The sequence below is a fragment of the Sporosarcina sp. P12(2017) genome, from assembly GCF_002743035.1.
Taxonomy (GTDB): domain Bacteria; phylum Bacillota; class Bacilli; order Bacillales_A; family Planococcaceae; genus Sporosarcina; species Sporosarcina ureae.
In genome coordinates this window covers 24,549-39,127 of sequence record NZ_PDYL01000011.1, presented here as the reverse complement: position 1 = coordinate 39,127, position 14,579 = coordinate 24,549, and the positions used below count along the sequence as shown (strand labels likewise).

The following is a 14,579-nucleotide window of genomic DNA, read 5'->3' as shown; positions in this document are numbered from 1 at the left end:
TTAAATTGCTTCGCTATTATTTTTTTGCGCTTTACGCTTCTTTAACCAAGAAGACAAGAACGGTAATCCGAGCGAAACAAGTGTCATAATAACAAGTGCAATAGTAATTGGCGAAGCCGTAAGAATACCAATAGCGTTCGGATACGAAATCAAACTCATTCGGAAGTTTTGTTCCATATCTGACCCGACAATTACCGCCAGAATCAATGGAGCTACCGGGAAGTTCAGCATCTTCATGAACAGGCCAACGAAACCGAAGATGATCAAAATCAAGAAGTCTACTGTGCTGTACCCAAGTGTATAGGTACCGATAAACGCCAGCATCATAATAACAGGATATAATACGCGAGGCGGAGTGTCTAAAATCTTTACAAGGATTCCGACAAGTGCAATATTCAAGATAACTAGGAACAAGTTACCGATAAACATACTATTGATGAACGTCCATACCATATCGGGGTTATTCTCAAACAATAGTGGGCCAGGCTTTAAACCGAGCATGACAATTGCACCAAGGATCACGGCAGTTGTTCCTGATCCTGGAATACCCATAGCGAGCATCGGAATAAATGCTCCGACAGCTGCTGCGTTGTTAGAAGACTCTGGTGCTGCCAATCCTTCAATCGCACCTTCTCCGAATTCTTCTGGGTGCTTAGAAACTTGTTTCTCTAAGGAATAACTTAGCATCGATGCAATTGCACCGCCTGCCCCAGGAAGTACACCGATTAGGAAACCAATAGGACCATTACGAATAATTGGCCACTTCGAACGCTTCCACTGTTCTTTTGTAATCCAAATTTTGCCGACAGATTTTTTCTCTCCAACCGGTTTATTGATGGATAAGAAGTTGTATAATACTTCTCCTACCGCATAAATACCGATAATGACGACAAGGAAATCAATACCTTCACTCAGATGAACATTGCCCATTGTAAAACGGTAGACTCCCGTCTGCAAATCAATTCCTACTGTACTGATCATTAATCCAATACACATCGAAATGAATCCTTTGACCATCTGCCCTTTTGCCAATGCAACAATTGCTGATAGTGTGAAAACCATCAATAAGAAGTACTCAGCAGGGCCGAATCGCAAAGCAAAACTGGCGAGTGGCTTAGCCAGTACAATAAAACCGACAACCGCGATTATTCCACCGATTAACGAAGCAATAGCAGATATTGCAAGCGCTTGGCCTGCTTGACCTTTCTGTGCCATCGGATAGCCGTCAAACGTAGCAGCAATTGCCGATCCGTCACCCGGTGTATTCAGTAAGATCGAACTTCTTGAACCTCCATACATCGCACCGTAGTAAATAGCAGCCATTAAAATTAGTGCACTAGTAGGCTCCATTCCAAATGTAATTGGAATCAGCAAAGCAATTGCGGTTGCAGGTCCAAGACCAGGCAGCATTCCTACAACTGTTCCGAGGAACCCGCCGAGTGCGATCCAAAATAAATTCATTGGTTGAATTGTAGTCAAAAATCCATCTAAGATGGCTTGTACATCTATTCCCATATCGGTTCCTCCTTTAAGGTAAACTAACCTGCAACAGTGTTCCAAATGCATACCAAGTTACAAACGAAAATACGACCGCAATAATGATGTTGGACATCCACTTCTTGCGTCCATTCAATAAGAACAATAATCCAGCAAGGAACAGGATAGTCGAATACAAGAAACCAATCCGTTCAAACAATACTGTATAAATTAGCATCAAAATAAGCGATACAAGCAAATATAATGGTGACTTGCCGATCCGCAAGGCACGGAAATCAGCGAATTCATTACCTCGCGCCTTGAATTCTTGATAGAAATAGACAATCCCTGAAATAATTAATATACTAGCGATTAAAAGTGGGAAATACATCGGACCGTTCGGGTTTCCGAGATTTGATTTAGGTAAGTTGATAGCACTGATTAGCATAATGATACCAACGACAGTTGCCAGGATTGGGGTTATGTAACGAACCATACAGTGTTCCTCCTTCTAGTTGAAAAATTAAAAAAGCGAGCCCGCTTGAGCGGGACTCAATCTTTTTATGTGTACTTACTTCTGTAAACCAGACTCGTCAATCAGTTCTGTATACATTTCTTTTTGCTCTTTCAAGAACTCAGTTGTTTCAGCACTGTCTTGATAGAAATCTTCCCAACCATTGTTCTCTAGCAATTCTTTCCAAGAGTCCGTCTCAACCATTTCCCCGAACGCTTCATTCCAATACGCGATTTCATCTTCAGTCATATCCGGTGGTCCGAGAATACCGCGCCAGTGAGGAAAGACCATATCTACGCCTTCTTCTTTCCATGTCGGTACGTCAGGCAATTCTTCAAGACGCTCGTCAGCAGAAATTGCAACAATCTTAAATTTTCCTGCAAGGTGCTGTTCTGAGGATTCGGACACTGCCATCGTTGCTACGTCTACGTGACCGCCAAGCAAACTGGTCATAACGTCGCCGCCGCTCTCATATACGAGGAAGTTTAATTTTGTAACATCGACTCCGAATGTTTTAGCTGCTTTTACGAAAGACAAGTGATCGTTGTTTCCAAGGCCAGGCGCAATACCGATCTTTATGGAAGCTGGATCTTTTTTTAGCTGCTCCATTAAGTCCGTTGCTGTTTCATAAGGTGAACCGTTTTTGACTGCTACCGAAATCCACTCTGTTGTTAATGTAGCAAGTGGCGTGAACTCCTCATATGTGAGATCACTTTGTCCAAGCAAGTTATTTGTAATCAATAGACTAGAGTCAATCGCCATTGTATGTGCATCTTTCTTAGAAAGATATTGCCAACCTACTTCACCGTTACCACCCGGTTTGTTGATGACAGTCATACTCTGATCTACAATATCTTCTTCTTTCAAAATCTTTTGTATGGCACGGGCTGTAGCATCCCAACCGCCTCCTGGTGTTGCTGGTGCAATGAACTCAAGATTCTTCTTTGGGAAATCTGAATCGTCTTTTTCACCTGCACTATCTGATGAACAAGCGCCTAAAATAAGTGCAAATGAAAGTGCTGCTACGCCTACTATTTTTTTCATACTGTTCTCCCCTTTTCTTTCTGATTTATCATCTATATGTAGTGTACTTTAACAATTCTAAATTGTAACCGTTTACAATTTTAACAATTCAAAAGACTTTAACAACTTTTTGTTCATTATGTTCACAAGAAAAGCATCCTATGAAAGGATGCTAAAGAGTGGTTATTTAGTAAATACTCTATTACTCAATTTATATACCTATAATCCAAAGTATTTCCGTTCTGGCCTGCCGACAATTCCATATTCGAGCTCTGCCCTCATCTTCCCCTCTGCAATTAGATATTCTAAATACCTTCGAGCCGTCGTACGTGAAGCACCTAGTCTTTCACCTACTTCTTCTGCTGTCGTTCCTTCGGTCAAAGAATTGACGATATCTATTACTTTCTGCAAAGTTAAAGGATGAATACCCTTAGGAAGATTTGTTTCATCTTCTTTTACTGCCGCGGCATGCACGAAGAGTTTATCAATCTCTTCTTGATCTGCGTAAAGGCTTTCCTGAAGAAATAACCGTCGCTGTTGATAGCGCTCAATGACTTCTTGTAACTTGGTTAATTCTACAGGTTTCACTAAATAGTGAAATGCACCTGCCGACAAACTTTGTGCGACCAATTCACGATCTGTAGCTGCCGTAATAATGATGAAATCCAATGAAGGGAAGTTAACTTTCAACTCCCGTACCAAATCAATACCTGATTGGTCAGGCATGTAAACATCCACCAACAGCAAATCCACCGGCTGTTTTTCGAGCATTTCCCATGTGTCTTTTGCACGTAACGCTTGCCAGACTACTTTCACGCCATCTACACTTTCTAAAAACTGCTGATGTATGGAGGCAATACGAAAGTCATCTTCTACAATTCCAACATGAATCATTTCACTTCACGCTCCTCATGTTCTGCATGTTTTGGAATATAGACAGAAATGATTGTGCCTTCTTCTGTACTGGACACTTGAATTGTTCCACCCAGCGAACGTACAGCTTGCTGAACATTCGCTAAGCCAAAACCTCTTCCTGTCTTCGATTTTGTAGAGTAACCTTTTTGGAATAACGTATCAATTTGGTCTGTCTGAATACCATGTCCGTTATCTGACACTTCAAAAATAACATCTTCTCCAAAATCTAAAGCAAAAAATGAAACATGTCCTTCCGAATGGTTTGCGGTCACTTCCAGCGCATTATCAATCAAATTCCCTAGAATTACAGTCAATGCACCCGTTCCCAACCATTTCGGCAACGATTCCAAACTGCTATTGTCATCGATTTCAAATCCGACTTTCATTTCAGACGCCTTCCCCAATTTTCCAAACAGAATAGCCTGTACATGTGCGTCTTTAATGTTTTCGAGGATAAATTGATTGGTGTTATCACTAACATTGATTTCGGTTTGAATCGTGCGAACTGCTTCCTCATATTTGCCGAGTTGCAATAAGCCTGAAATTAAATAGAGTTTATTTGTAAATTCATGCGTTTGCGCTCTCAAGTCATCCGAATACTTCCTAACTTCATAGAGTGTGTTCACAACTTCCACCATCTCTGTCGTATCACGGAAAGTAATTAGTGCGCCTTTTTGTACTCCTTCTAGTTGAAGCGGCATCCCACTGACAACCAGTCTCTTTGCAGAATAGACCATTTCGAATGATTGAGTGACCGACCCATTTAATTCTGCGACCGAGGGCAAGTTAGGAAAGATTGTCTCTATGTCGTCTCCTTTACGATTCGTCCGAATGCCTAGAATAGAACGGGCCGCAGTATTAATCAGTGTAATCTTACCTGATTGATTTACTGCAATAATTCCTTCATCGATTGATGCCAATATCGCTCTTCTTTCCATATAAAAGTTTGCTATTTGTTCTGGCTCCAGCCCAAATGTATCTTTCCTAATGGATTTTGCCAATCGAAAACTGATGTATATTCCGAGGGCAAGGATCAGCAATGATATATAGATCAGTTTTTCTACACGATTATGCACATTCTCCCGTAAATCTGAAATTAGATATCCTACTGTTACGACACCAATAATTTGATTTTCTTCTTCATTATAAATTGGTGCTTTACTGCTGACTGATGGACCGATAATTTCGCTAGACAGCATAGAATAATTCGCTCCAAACACAATCGCTTTATATCCATCTTCAAATGGTATCACTTTGCCTACTTGACTTTCATCCGGTGAAGCGAGAATATGCCCCGTTTTGTCTTGAATTACAATAAAAGTAGCATCCACTTGATTGGAATAACGTTCAATTACCGCTTCCAAATCGCCGACCTTTTCCACATCCCCTGTTTCCTCAAGACCATCTTTAACTGTGTCCATATGAGAAAGCATCTTTGCAGTTTGTAAGCCTACTGTATGACTACGATCAAGTAAGTTCAAATAGTCTGTGAAGATAAAAACGATTAGCATTAGAGTCATTAAAAATAAAATAAGCGAAGTAACCATTAACAGTATTTTCTTTTGCAGTTTTGATTTCAGCATTGCCCGTCACTTCCAACTAAACAGTTTTAATACATCTTTTGAACTTCTACTATTTCAAACATCAGTGTGTGTGTAAAACCAAGGTATTGTCTATGGTGTACCTAAGCATACATCTTGATAGGGCTTGTAGAAGTAAAAAGCATAAACTCTATATGTGAGCTTACGCTTGTGTATATCATACTTATATTTTCAACCCATGTAAAAACAATTGTGTGATCTCTTCGGCCAGCTCATCTGGTGTATGAGAGCCTGTCCAAAGTTTAGTGATCGCCAGATATTCGATCGCTCCAACCATGGCAGCAGCGACCAAACTGAAATCTACATTAGTATGAAAGTATCCAAGTCTAGCTTCTTCTGTAAGATTACTTTCTATTTGAGCAGTCATTTGCGCTTTAATAGTAGTTGCTTCTTCCGAAACGACGAAACCAATCCGGGCAACTTCTTCATTTTGCTGGAAGAGTTCAAAAACGGCACGCAAGCCATAAGCAATTCGTTCCATTAATCCTTCTTCAGCCACATCTGCAGGTAGTTTGCTTTGTGCTACATGATGATACAATTTCTCTTTGAATACATCGACTAATTCCTGGAATACAGCTTCTTTGCTTTTAAAATATAAATAGAACGTTGGCTGCGTGACATTTGCTTCTTTCACAATTTCACTAATCTTCGTTTTATGAAAACCATGAATAGCGAATTGCATTGCTGAGATTTCTAAAAGTAATTTACGACTTTTTTCGCCATCTGCTCCTACTTGACGACCTCTTTTCTTCAGTTAAAACACTTCCTATCTTAATATAAAGAATTATCAATAGATAAACTAATTGTACAGCGAGATATTAAAAAAACCAAACAATACATTGAATTTTAAAAGCAGTTAATCTGTTTGTTTAACCTTTTTTCTCTTTTACTAGTTAATAATGTACTAAGCAGGTATCAAGACAGGTTGACATTTTGCAAAATATATCGAATAATAGTAAGTAAGCGCTTTCATATTTATGTTTATAATCGAATACATTATGTTAAGGAGGGATCTGTATGAAGTTGGCCAGAAATATTATTATTGCACTTATTGCAGGGGTAGTTGTCGGTTTAGTATTGAATATTTTCACACCTAGTATTTTTACACAAGCTGACGCATTTCTTTTTAAACCACTCGGTACCATCTTCTTGAACCTGATGAAGATGCTAGTTGTGCCCGTGGTATTCATTTCAATCGTCCTCGGAACGGTTGGAATGGGTGATACGAAGAAATTAGGTAGAATTGGTGGGAAGACGATTGGATTTTTCTTAATTACAACAGCCATCGCGCTTGTCATCGCACTTTCTCTCGGTCTATTGCTAAAGCCTGGTGAAGGAGGTAACTTCGAAACAGCTAACGCCACATATGAAGCACAAGAAGCTCCACCTGTAGCAGAAACTCTATTAGGCATTATTCCTACAAACCCGATTAGTGCGATGGCAGAAGGTAATATGCTTCAGATTATCTTCTTTGCAGCATTGGTTGGCTTTGGAATGGCAATGATGGGTAGTAAAGTTGAAAGAGTGAAAGAGTTATTCGAACAAGCGAATGAACTCATTATGTATCTGATTACATTTGTGATGAAGTTCGCGCCATACGGAGCATTCGGTTTGATTGCATCCGCTGTAGGAAGTCAGGGTATGGACGCACTTAAGGTAATGGGTATGTATATGGGAGTTGTTCTGGGAGCCCTTTTAATCCATACGATTGTCGTCTATGGTGGATCAGTCGCATTGATCGGCAAGCGCAGTCCCATTTGGTTTTTCAAAAACTTCTTTCCAGCTCAGGTAGTCGCATTCAGTACGGCCAGTTCTGCTGCGACACTACCTATTTCAATGAAAACGGCACAGGAGAAGTTAAAAGTACCGGAGTCTATCAGTTCGTTCACTCAATCGCTTGGCGCCACTATTAATATGGACGGCACCGCGATCATGCAAGGGGCAGCTGTGATATTCATTGCACAAGCTTATGGTATCGAATTAACTATTGGACAGTTACTCACTGTTGTTTTAACTGCAGTACTGGCTAGTATTGGAACGGCTGCTGTACCAGGCGCTGGCCTAATTATGCTAGCTATGGTTTTGACGTCAGTCGGTCTGCCAGTTGAAGGAATCGCACTCGTTCTCGGAGTAGATCGTCTACTTGATATGGTACGTACAGCCGTCAACATTACCGGTGACGCTGCATGTGCGGTTGTCGTTGCGAAAACAGAAAATGTTTTAGGCGAGCCAGATGTTGAAGAGATTCAAGGGAAAACGGAAATCGCGTAAACTTCAATAATTCCTGTACGGAAAACTATCGTGTTTACTAAACATGACCGCTCTCCGTGCAGGTTTTTTCATGTTGGAGACTTGATTCCCGCTCCGCATAGCGGGATCACGATGACTTCATCTCTAGAATTCACATATTTCATGTATCCAGCATAATTAACAGCCGAAGTGATTTCTACATAGAAACCTTTTACCGCAAGCATTTCACGCGCTTCCAAAATTTCATCTTCCGAGACAGTAATGAACGTACCTTCTGTCTCTCTAATAGCTTCTACGATTTGTTTGGATCTGGCTGGTGATCCAATGGCAATACCTTCTGCAAGAGTTCCTTCATTCACGACCGGCTTTTCTTTGAAATCTTGACCTTCAAATGCTTTAGCAATCGGTGAACAATTCTCGGCTTGAATAGCGATAATCTTCGGCATATACTCAATTTTCTTTGCTTCTAGTAACTCTCTAAACCCATAGTAGGCCCCTAATAACAAGGTTCCATTTCCTACTGGAATTAACACAGTATTAGGTGCTTTGCCTAATTGTTCATAAACTTCAAAAGCATACGTCTTCGTACCTTCGTAAAAATACGGATTGTAGACATGGCTTGCATAAAACACTTGCTCTTCTTTCACTGCAAATTGAGCCGCAGTCGCTACATCTTCCCTTGTTCCTTTCACTGTTTTAATAGTTGCTCCATGCGCTTTAATTTGCGCCAATTTATTGGGTGATGTATCCGCACTTACATAAACATCACACTCTATTCCTGCTTTGGCACTGTATGCAGCGATAGCTGTTCCCGCATTACCACTACTATCTGCAATCACCTTGTTCACGCCCAACTGTTTTGCCAGTGTTACAAGTATCGCTGCACCTCGATCTTTAAAAGATAGTGTAGGCATCATAAAGTCTACCTTGACCAAAGTGTTTGGGTCCGATTCATCTAATTCTAGTAATGGTGTTTGGCCTTCCCCAAGCGTAATAGAGCGCCAACCACTTAAATACTCTTTACCTGCCATCGAAGAAACATATCTCCAAATGGATCGTTGACTCGTCCAATTATCATATGGGGTGTCAGATTCTGTTTGTAATAAATTTAGTAGACCGCCACATTCACATTTCCAGCGCGTTGCTTTAATAGGATATACTTGCTTACATTCCGAACAGCTATATAGGGTCATGTTCGTGATCTCCTTTATGTAAATATATTTTACTTATAACAGGTTTCTATAAAGTTTTATTGGTTAGACTGAATATGGGAGGGATTACTTTGAATGTACTAATTGAATGGATCTATAAATCAAAAAAAGGAGTACAAACCGTTTTCAAGTCTGAGGAATTACCTGCAGAACAAGCGCTGTTGATTGCTGAGGATTTAGAGAGAACAGGTCGTACAAAACAAATACTATTCACAGATCAGTTTGATAGTTCCTGGACTATTAAGGAATTAAAAGGCTATTTGAAAGGAATCGAGACAGAGCCACATAATATCACTGTATATTTCGATGGCGGATTTGACTGGAATACCAAGTTGGCTGGTCTCGGTTGCGTACTCTATTATAACCAAAATGGTAAATCCTATAGACTACGAAAAAATGCCATGGCTACTCACTTATCCTCAAATAACGAAGCGGAATATGCAGCACTTCATCTGTGCTTGCAAGAACTTGAGACTCTTGGAGCACACCACCTACCCATTGAAATTATGGGTGACTCCCGGGTCGTAATCAATCATTTAAGCGAACAATGGCCAGTCATTGAAGAAGAACTATACAGCTGGGCGAATAAAGTGGAAGAAAAGATGGAGTCTTTAGGATTCCAGCCCCGGTATGAACTGATTTCACGCAAAAAGAACAGCGAAGCAGACCGCCTAGCAACGCAAGCTTTGACAGGTGTGGAAATTACGGCGACTATTGAGAGAACATGAGCAGTTTCAGCGTAAATACTATTTATCCTATACATGCCCGGCACTCAATCAAACTTAGATTTGTCGGGTGCATGGGGATATTCGTCCGTTTCAAAAATCCTCACTAAGTCTGCTTGGCAGATTTAACAAGGATTGGGAATTTCTTATGTTTTTTCATCTCATACATGGATGTATCTGCCTTCTGAATAAGCGCCTCAAAAGTCTCTCCATCATCCGGATAAACTGCGATTCCGATTGAAGCACTGACGGTCTGGACTTGTTCCATGTCTAAATTGGATAATTTACTTCTTAAATTCCGAACATAGTCTGAAAGTGTATCCTTTTTGAGATCGAGAATGACATGTACAAATTCATCGCCACCCCATCGCACGACATAGTCCTCTTTTTTTGCGATGTTCATAATAAGTTCCGCAACGCAACGTAATAATTCATCTCCTGTTTGATGACCGAATGTATCGTTTATATCTTTAAATTCATCAAGATCGATTAAGACTACGCCCATTTTCTTCCCTTGCCTTCTATATTGATAAATCTGTTTCTTAAATACTTTATCTATTGTACGTCGGTTATATGCATTGGTTAGCGGATCTTTCTCTGCGTAAAACCTGGCTACGTCATATTGTCTTCCACCTATCCAGGCAACGAACAAGAAAATTCCCGTTAAGACAAAGAAACTCTCATCAAACAGATAACCTAAATAGATATTGTAATAGCCATAACGCAAGATATTAAACAGTATAACAACACAAACAGCCACTACTCTACCTCTATACCCCATACTATATCCCCATATCAAACCACGATTTTCTCTCATCTTACCACAGATGGAATGTACAGGAAAATAGAATGGTAATAGAAATTACACAAACAATATTACCCTAGTATTTCACAGTCGGAGTAACCCCCGAAATCCTCTTGCAGCATAATACGATTCTGCTCCATTGTGGTACAAAAATACCTGATCATATCGACGGTCACAAAAAAGAGCGCCACCACGTTTCCTAATTTCCTCTGGAGTCTGCACCCAGCTCGATGTTTTTTTGTCAAATTCCCCAAACTGTTGAAGCCACCTATATTGTTCTTCTGTCAATAATTCAATACCCATCTCATTCGCCATATCCATCGCATTGTTTTCCGGCTTGTTCTTCTTTCTTGATTCCAAAGCTTCTCGGTCATAGCAAACACTTCGGCGGCCCACAGGACTCTCTGCTGAACAATCAAAAAAGATGTATTGATCTGTTGTTTTGTCATAGTCTACCACGTCAGGCTCACCTCCCGTAACTTCCATTTCATGGAGGGTCCATAGTTTTTCTACGTTTGTTAATAGCCTGTCATGTAACGAAGACCAGTCCATATTTATGTGACGATCCATATTACTAGCAAAACGTGATTGAAGTGTTTCGAGTAGTTTTTCTTGTTGCTCTGCTGATAACTTCTTAATTATATTTGTCATGTTCTGTTCCTCCTGACTGATTATACGCTCTGATCAATACATATTAGTATATTCATTTGTAAATTATTATACAAGGTGATTTACTGCATTCCTTCTATAGTAAATATATTACATAAAAGCAGAATTTCATATATCATTCTAATTTCCTTTATATAATTAGACTGTGTGTATAAATATGGTATAGTGAGAAACAAATTATTGCCATGCTATCGTTATGATATCGGACTTAAGAAAGTTGATCCTGATTTTCGGGAGGAGATTTGGCGAATGAATACATGGATATTCTAGTCGCAGTAGATGGTTCAAGCGAGGCAAAATTGGCTTTGTATAAATAACAAAGATGGTAAAGCTAGAAGAAAATGCGCGTTTGCATCATTGACACCTTTTCAATTGATGAAGATGACGCATCTTATCCAGAACGCGAACAGCAGCACATAGAGGAGTTGCTGAATAGCTATAAAGCCTTTGCCAAAGAAAATGGAATTGACCACGTCGAAACACACATGGTGATCCTAAAGTGAATATTCCCAAAGAACTTGCTCATGAACTAGAAGCCGACGTAATCGTCTGTGTCGCTCAAGGTCTGAAAAATGCAGAGCATTATTTTCTAGTTTCTGTTTCTGAAGCAATCGTTTTGACTGCATCGTGTGATGTATTAATCGTTCGACGTAGTAAGTGATAATAAATTAATGCCTGTGTAACAGTAGACTAAAAATCCGCTGTTGCACAGACATTATTTTATTTTTTATACACAATTTCCATTCCCTTTTGATCCAATAAATAGCGAAGACCTTCACGGAAATTCGTAAATGCACGAATTTGAGTAAAATTTGATACATTGGATAGAATCAAGTTTTGAGCAAATTCAGGTGAGAATCCTACAAAAATCGTTTCTGTGCCCATTAATTGCAACACACTGACCAATTCATTGATTTTTTCACTCAGTAGCTCGTACCCCATATTTTCCTCTACTGCCAAGGTGCTGATATCGGTAAAATCAAAAACTACTGTCAGTATATTGTTAGCAGGTATTCTTTTTACAATTTTATTTTGGATATGCATAAAGCGCCCTACTGAAAGAGCTCCGGTTAGCGGAACTAAAATCGTTTCCGGTACAATGGAAGGTATAATGGGAGCTGATAAATCCTCTATAATCTTCTCATACGTTATAATTTGTTCTCTAAGTTCTGTAATTTCTTGTACTGTATTTGTTTCTTCATTCATGTAAATGTCCCCTACCTTGCCTGTCATATTGTAAATTTACTTAGTTTTTTCATTGATTAATTATATCATAAGTTCATCTGATTAGACTTATTCAGTTCATTGTAAATTGTTGAAACTATACATCTAACGCGATAGACTAAACTAGTAAACGTCCAATAAAAGAACATTGTTTAGCTGGCTTATCAACTAGATTTGTATCCAAGTTACGGCTCTGATGCGTCTGCAGCTATCAAGGCAGGACACGACATCATCCACGGCTTGATTGGACCGGGAATTGACTCTTCCCATGCGTTTGAATGTACACATGAAGACTCATTGAAAAACACTTTACAATTGATCTATCATTATTTGCTATCCGATCTTCAAAGTTATTAAAATGTATACAAGATACTGGACATTTGATGCTTCAGTATCTTTTCGATTGATTGACATTTCACGTAAAATAACAAATAATAATAGGTAAGCGCTTTCAATATAACAGTAATTACTATCAAATACAGCGAGAGCGGTTCCAGTATTTTTCGTATGGAACGGTTCTCTTTAGGGAGCAAACACAAATGGCATTCACGAGTTTAAACCAACTGATCGAGCATGCAGAACAGAATCATACACGGATTTACGAGTTAATGATTCAATCAGAAATCAAGCAAAAAAGCATGCAGAGGGAAACTATCATCAAGAAAATGTCAGAGCAGTTTACGGTGATGGAAGAAGCAGTTCGTAAAGGGACGACTACTTCTGTCATGTCACGCACAGGACTAACAGGCGGTGATGGACAGCGATTATATGATTATGCGGAAAAAGGAAATTCTTTTGTTCATCCAACTACACTACACACCGCTGCGAATGCACTGGCTGTATCAGAGGTAAACGCGAATATGGGAAGAATTGTCGCAACGCCCACTGCGGGATCAGCAGGTATTTTGCCTGCAGTTCTCGTTCATGCGCTCGATAGTGGGAAGTACACCCGCGAACAAATTGTCTTATCTATGTTTACTGCTTCTGCACTAGGGTTAGTCATCGCAAATCGCGCTTCCATTTCAGGAGCTGCAGGAGGATGCCAAGCGGAAGTCGGCTCTGCTACTGCAATGGCAGCAGGGACATTAGTGGAACTTGCTGGCGGTACACCTGACCAAGTCGGTCACGCAATAGGTATCGCACTGAAAAACTCATTGGGACTGGTTTGTGATCCTGTGGCGGGTCTAGTAGAAATCCCTTGTATTATCCGAAATGGTCTGCATGCTATCACAGCTGAAGCTGCCGCAGATATGGCGATGGCAGGGGTTGTTAGCATCATTCCTCCAGACGAAGTGATCCACGTTATGCACGAAGTAGGACAGAACATGCCCGAGTCACTGCGCGAAACTGGAATCGGTGGACTTGCTGGTACGCCTACGGGTCAAAAACTAAAAAACCAAGTATTCGGGAAAGAAAATGTGAAAAAAGAAAAGAGTAGCGGTGCTCCTGCTAAATACCAAAGTGCCTATGAAATCATCGGCCCTGTCATGATCGGTCCATCAAGCTCACACACTGCTGGAGCTGTTCGAATTGGAAACGTTGCACATCAGCTATTGAACGAACAACCTATTCGTGTGAAGTTTTCATTAATGGGTTCTTTCGCCACTACTTACCAAGGACACGGTACCGACTTGGCGCTTCTGGCTGGTGTCATGGGGTACAATACGACAGATGAAAGAATTCCGAACGCGATAGAACTTGCGAACAAAATAGGATTGGAATATGAATTCACGAAACGTGTGCTCGGCAGCTATCATCCTAATACTGTACTGGTCGAGTTAACAGGCCCAACCAACAAAATAAAAGTCCTCGCCAGTTCACTTGGCGGAGGTAAAATCGAAGTGCAGGAGCTTGATGATTATCCGTTAAAATTCTCAGGCGAACGTCCGGCACTATTAATTCGCCACACCGATCAAAAAGGTGTTATTGCAGATCTTTTAGGTATTCTCTCAAGAAAAGGAATCAATATCGCGCGTATGGCGAATGAACGATTTGCAATAGATGGTCCCGCTATTACGATTTGTGAAATCGACGGCTCTGTGGACGAAGAAATGCTTGCCGAGTTAAAGCGTGATGTGCCTATTATTGATGATATTGTCTTGGTAGAAACAGAATAAATGTGCAGTAAAATACCAGACGTGAAGACACTTTCTATTGTCTTCACGT

Annotated in this window: 13 protein-coding genes and 2 pseudogenes; 5 read left to right on the top strand and 10 right to left on the bottom strand. The window is 40.2% G+C overall.

The features are described 5' to 3' along the window. From CSV80_RS10325 to CSV80_RS10300, 6 genes are all read right to left on the bottom strand, one after another. Positions 1-1,515, bottom strand: coding sequence for a tripartite tricarboxylate transporter permease (locus CSV80_RS10325; protein ID WP_099670779.1), 1,515 nt, complete (start codon positions 1,513-1,515; stop codon positions 1-3). A gap of 13 nt (positions 1,516-1,528) precedes the next feature. Then, the gene (locus CSV80_RS10320) at positions 1,529-1,972 is read right to left on the bottom strand and encodes a tripartite tricarboxylate transporter TctB family protein (RefSeq protein ID WP_099670778.1); all 444 of its coding nucleotides are present in this window, start codon (positions 1,970-1,972) and stop codon (positions 1,529-1,531) included. 75 nt (positions 1,973-2,047) lie between these two features. Beyond that, complete coding sequence (locus CSV80_RS10315; protein ID WP_099670777.1) at positions 2,048-3,034, bottom strand: tripartite tricarboxylate transporter substrate binding protein; 987 nt, start codon at positions 3,032-3,034, stop codon at positions 2,048-2,050. A 198-nt stretch (positions 3,035-3,232) separates the two neighbouring features. Beyond that, positions 3,233-3,907: a response regulator gene (locus CSV80_RS10310; protein WP_099670776.1), complete on the bottom strand. Its 675-nt coding sequence runs from the start codon at positions 3,905-3,907 to the stop codon at positions 3,233-3,235. After that, positions 3,904-5,511: an ATP-binding protein gene (locus CSV80_RS10305; protein ID WP_099670775.1), complete on the bottom strand. Its 1,608-nt coding sequence runs from the start codon at positions 5,509-5,511 to the stop codon at positions 3,904-3,906. Before CSV80_RS10305 ends, CSV80_RS10310 begins: the two co-directional genes overlap by 4 nt. Before the next feature lie 181 nt (positions 5,512-5,692). After that, positions 5,693-6,220 carry a TetR/AcrR family transcriptional regulator gene (locus CSV80_RS10300; RefSeq protein ID WP_255407650.1) on the bottom strand — a complete coding sequence of 176 codons (528 nt, stop codon included), beginning with the start codon at positions 6,218-6,220 and terminating at the stop codon, positions 5,693-5,695. Positions 6,221-6,546: 326 nt separating this feature from the next. Between CSV80_RS10300 and CSV80_RS10295 the strand changes: the two genes are divergently transcribed. Beyond that, positions 6,547-7,800, top strand: coding sequence for a dicarboxylate/amino acid:cation symporter (locus CSV80_RS10295; protein WP_099670773.1), 1,254 nt, complete (start codon positions 6,547-6,549; stop codon positions 7,798-7,800). 68 nt (positions 7,801-7,868) lie between these two features. Here CSV80_RS10295 and CSV80_RS10290 read toward each other — a convergent pair whose 3' ends face one another. Further along, positions 7,869-8,972 carry a threonine synthase gene (locus CSV80_RS10290; protein ID WP_099670772.1) on the bottom strand — a complete coding sequence of 368 codons (1,104 nt, stop codon included), beginning with the start codon at positions 8,970-8,972 and terminating at the stop codon, positions 7,869-7,871. A gap of 89 nt (positions 8,973-9,061) precedes the next feature. On the opposite strand from CSV80_RS10290, the gene CSV80_RS10285 reads away from it, so the two are divergent. Beyond that, positions 9,062-9,718 carry a reverse transcriptase-like protein gene (locus CSV80_RS10285; protein WP_099670771.1) on the top strand — a complete coding sequence of 219 codons (657 nt, stop codon included), beginning with the start codon at positions 9,062-9,064 and terminating at the stop codon, positions 9,716-9,718. A gap of 103 nt (positions 9,719-9,821) precedes the next feature. Here the strand turns inward: CSV80_RS10285 and CSV80_RS10280 are convergent, their stop codons facing one another. Together CSV80_RS10280 and CSV80_RS10275 are read right to left on the bottom strand one after the other, a co-directional pair. Further along, the gene (locus CSV80_RS10280) at positions 9,822-10,496 is read right to left on the bottom strand and encodes a GGDEF domain-containing protein (RefSeq protein WP_158231884.1); all 675 of its coding nucleotides are present in this window, start codon (positions 10,494-10,496) and stop codon (positions 9,822-9,824) included. A gap of 108 nt (positions 10,497-10,604) precedes the next feature. Further along, entirely contained in the window at positions 10,605-11,171 is a 567-nt protein-coding gene (locus CSV80_RS10275) for a DUF4256 domain-containing protein (protein ID WP_099670769.1), read from the bottom strand. Positions 11,172-11,685: 514 nt separating this feature from the next. On the opposite strand from CSV80_RS10275, the pseudogene CSV80_RS10270 reads away from it, so the two are divergent. Then, a pseudogene (locus tag CSV80_RS10270) lies at positions 11,686-11,850 on the top strand (universal stress protein); the annotation flags it as partial. Positions 11,851-11,909: 59 nt separating this feature from the next. On the opposite strand, the gene CSV80_RS10265 reads toward CSV80_RS10270, so the two are convergent. Then, a complete protein-coding gene (locus CSV80_RS10265) occupies positions 11,910-12,395 on the bottom strand; it encodes an STAS domain-containing protein (protein WP_099670767.1) in 486 nt (161 codons plus the stop codon). Between the two features lie 180 nt (positions 12,396-12,575). Here CSV80_RS10265 and CSV80_RS10260 point away from each other — a divergent pair. Together CSV80_RS10260 and sdaAA are read left to right on the top strand one after the other, a co-directional pair. After that, positions 12,576-12,770, top strand: a pseudogene (locus CSV80_RS10260) (peptidase M42); the annotation flags it as partial. 182 nt (positions 12,771-12,952) lie between these two features. Further along, positions 12,953-14,530, top strand: coding sequence for an L-serine ammonia-lyase, iron-sulfur-dependent, subunit alpha (gene sdaAA, locus CSV80_RS18035; protein ID WP_099670766.1), 1,578 nt, complete (start codon positions 12,953-12,955; stop codon positions 14,528-14,530). The last annotated feature ends 49 nt before the right edge of the window (positions 14,531-14,579 follow it).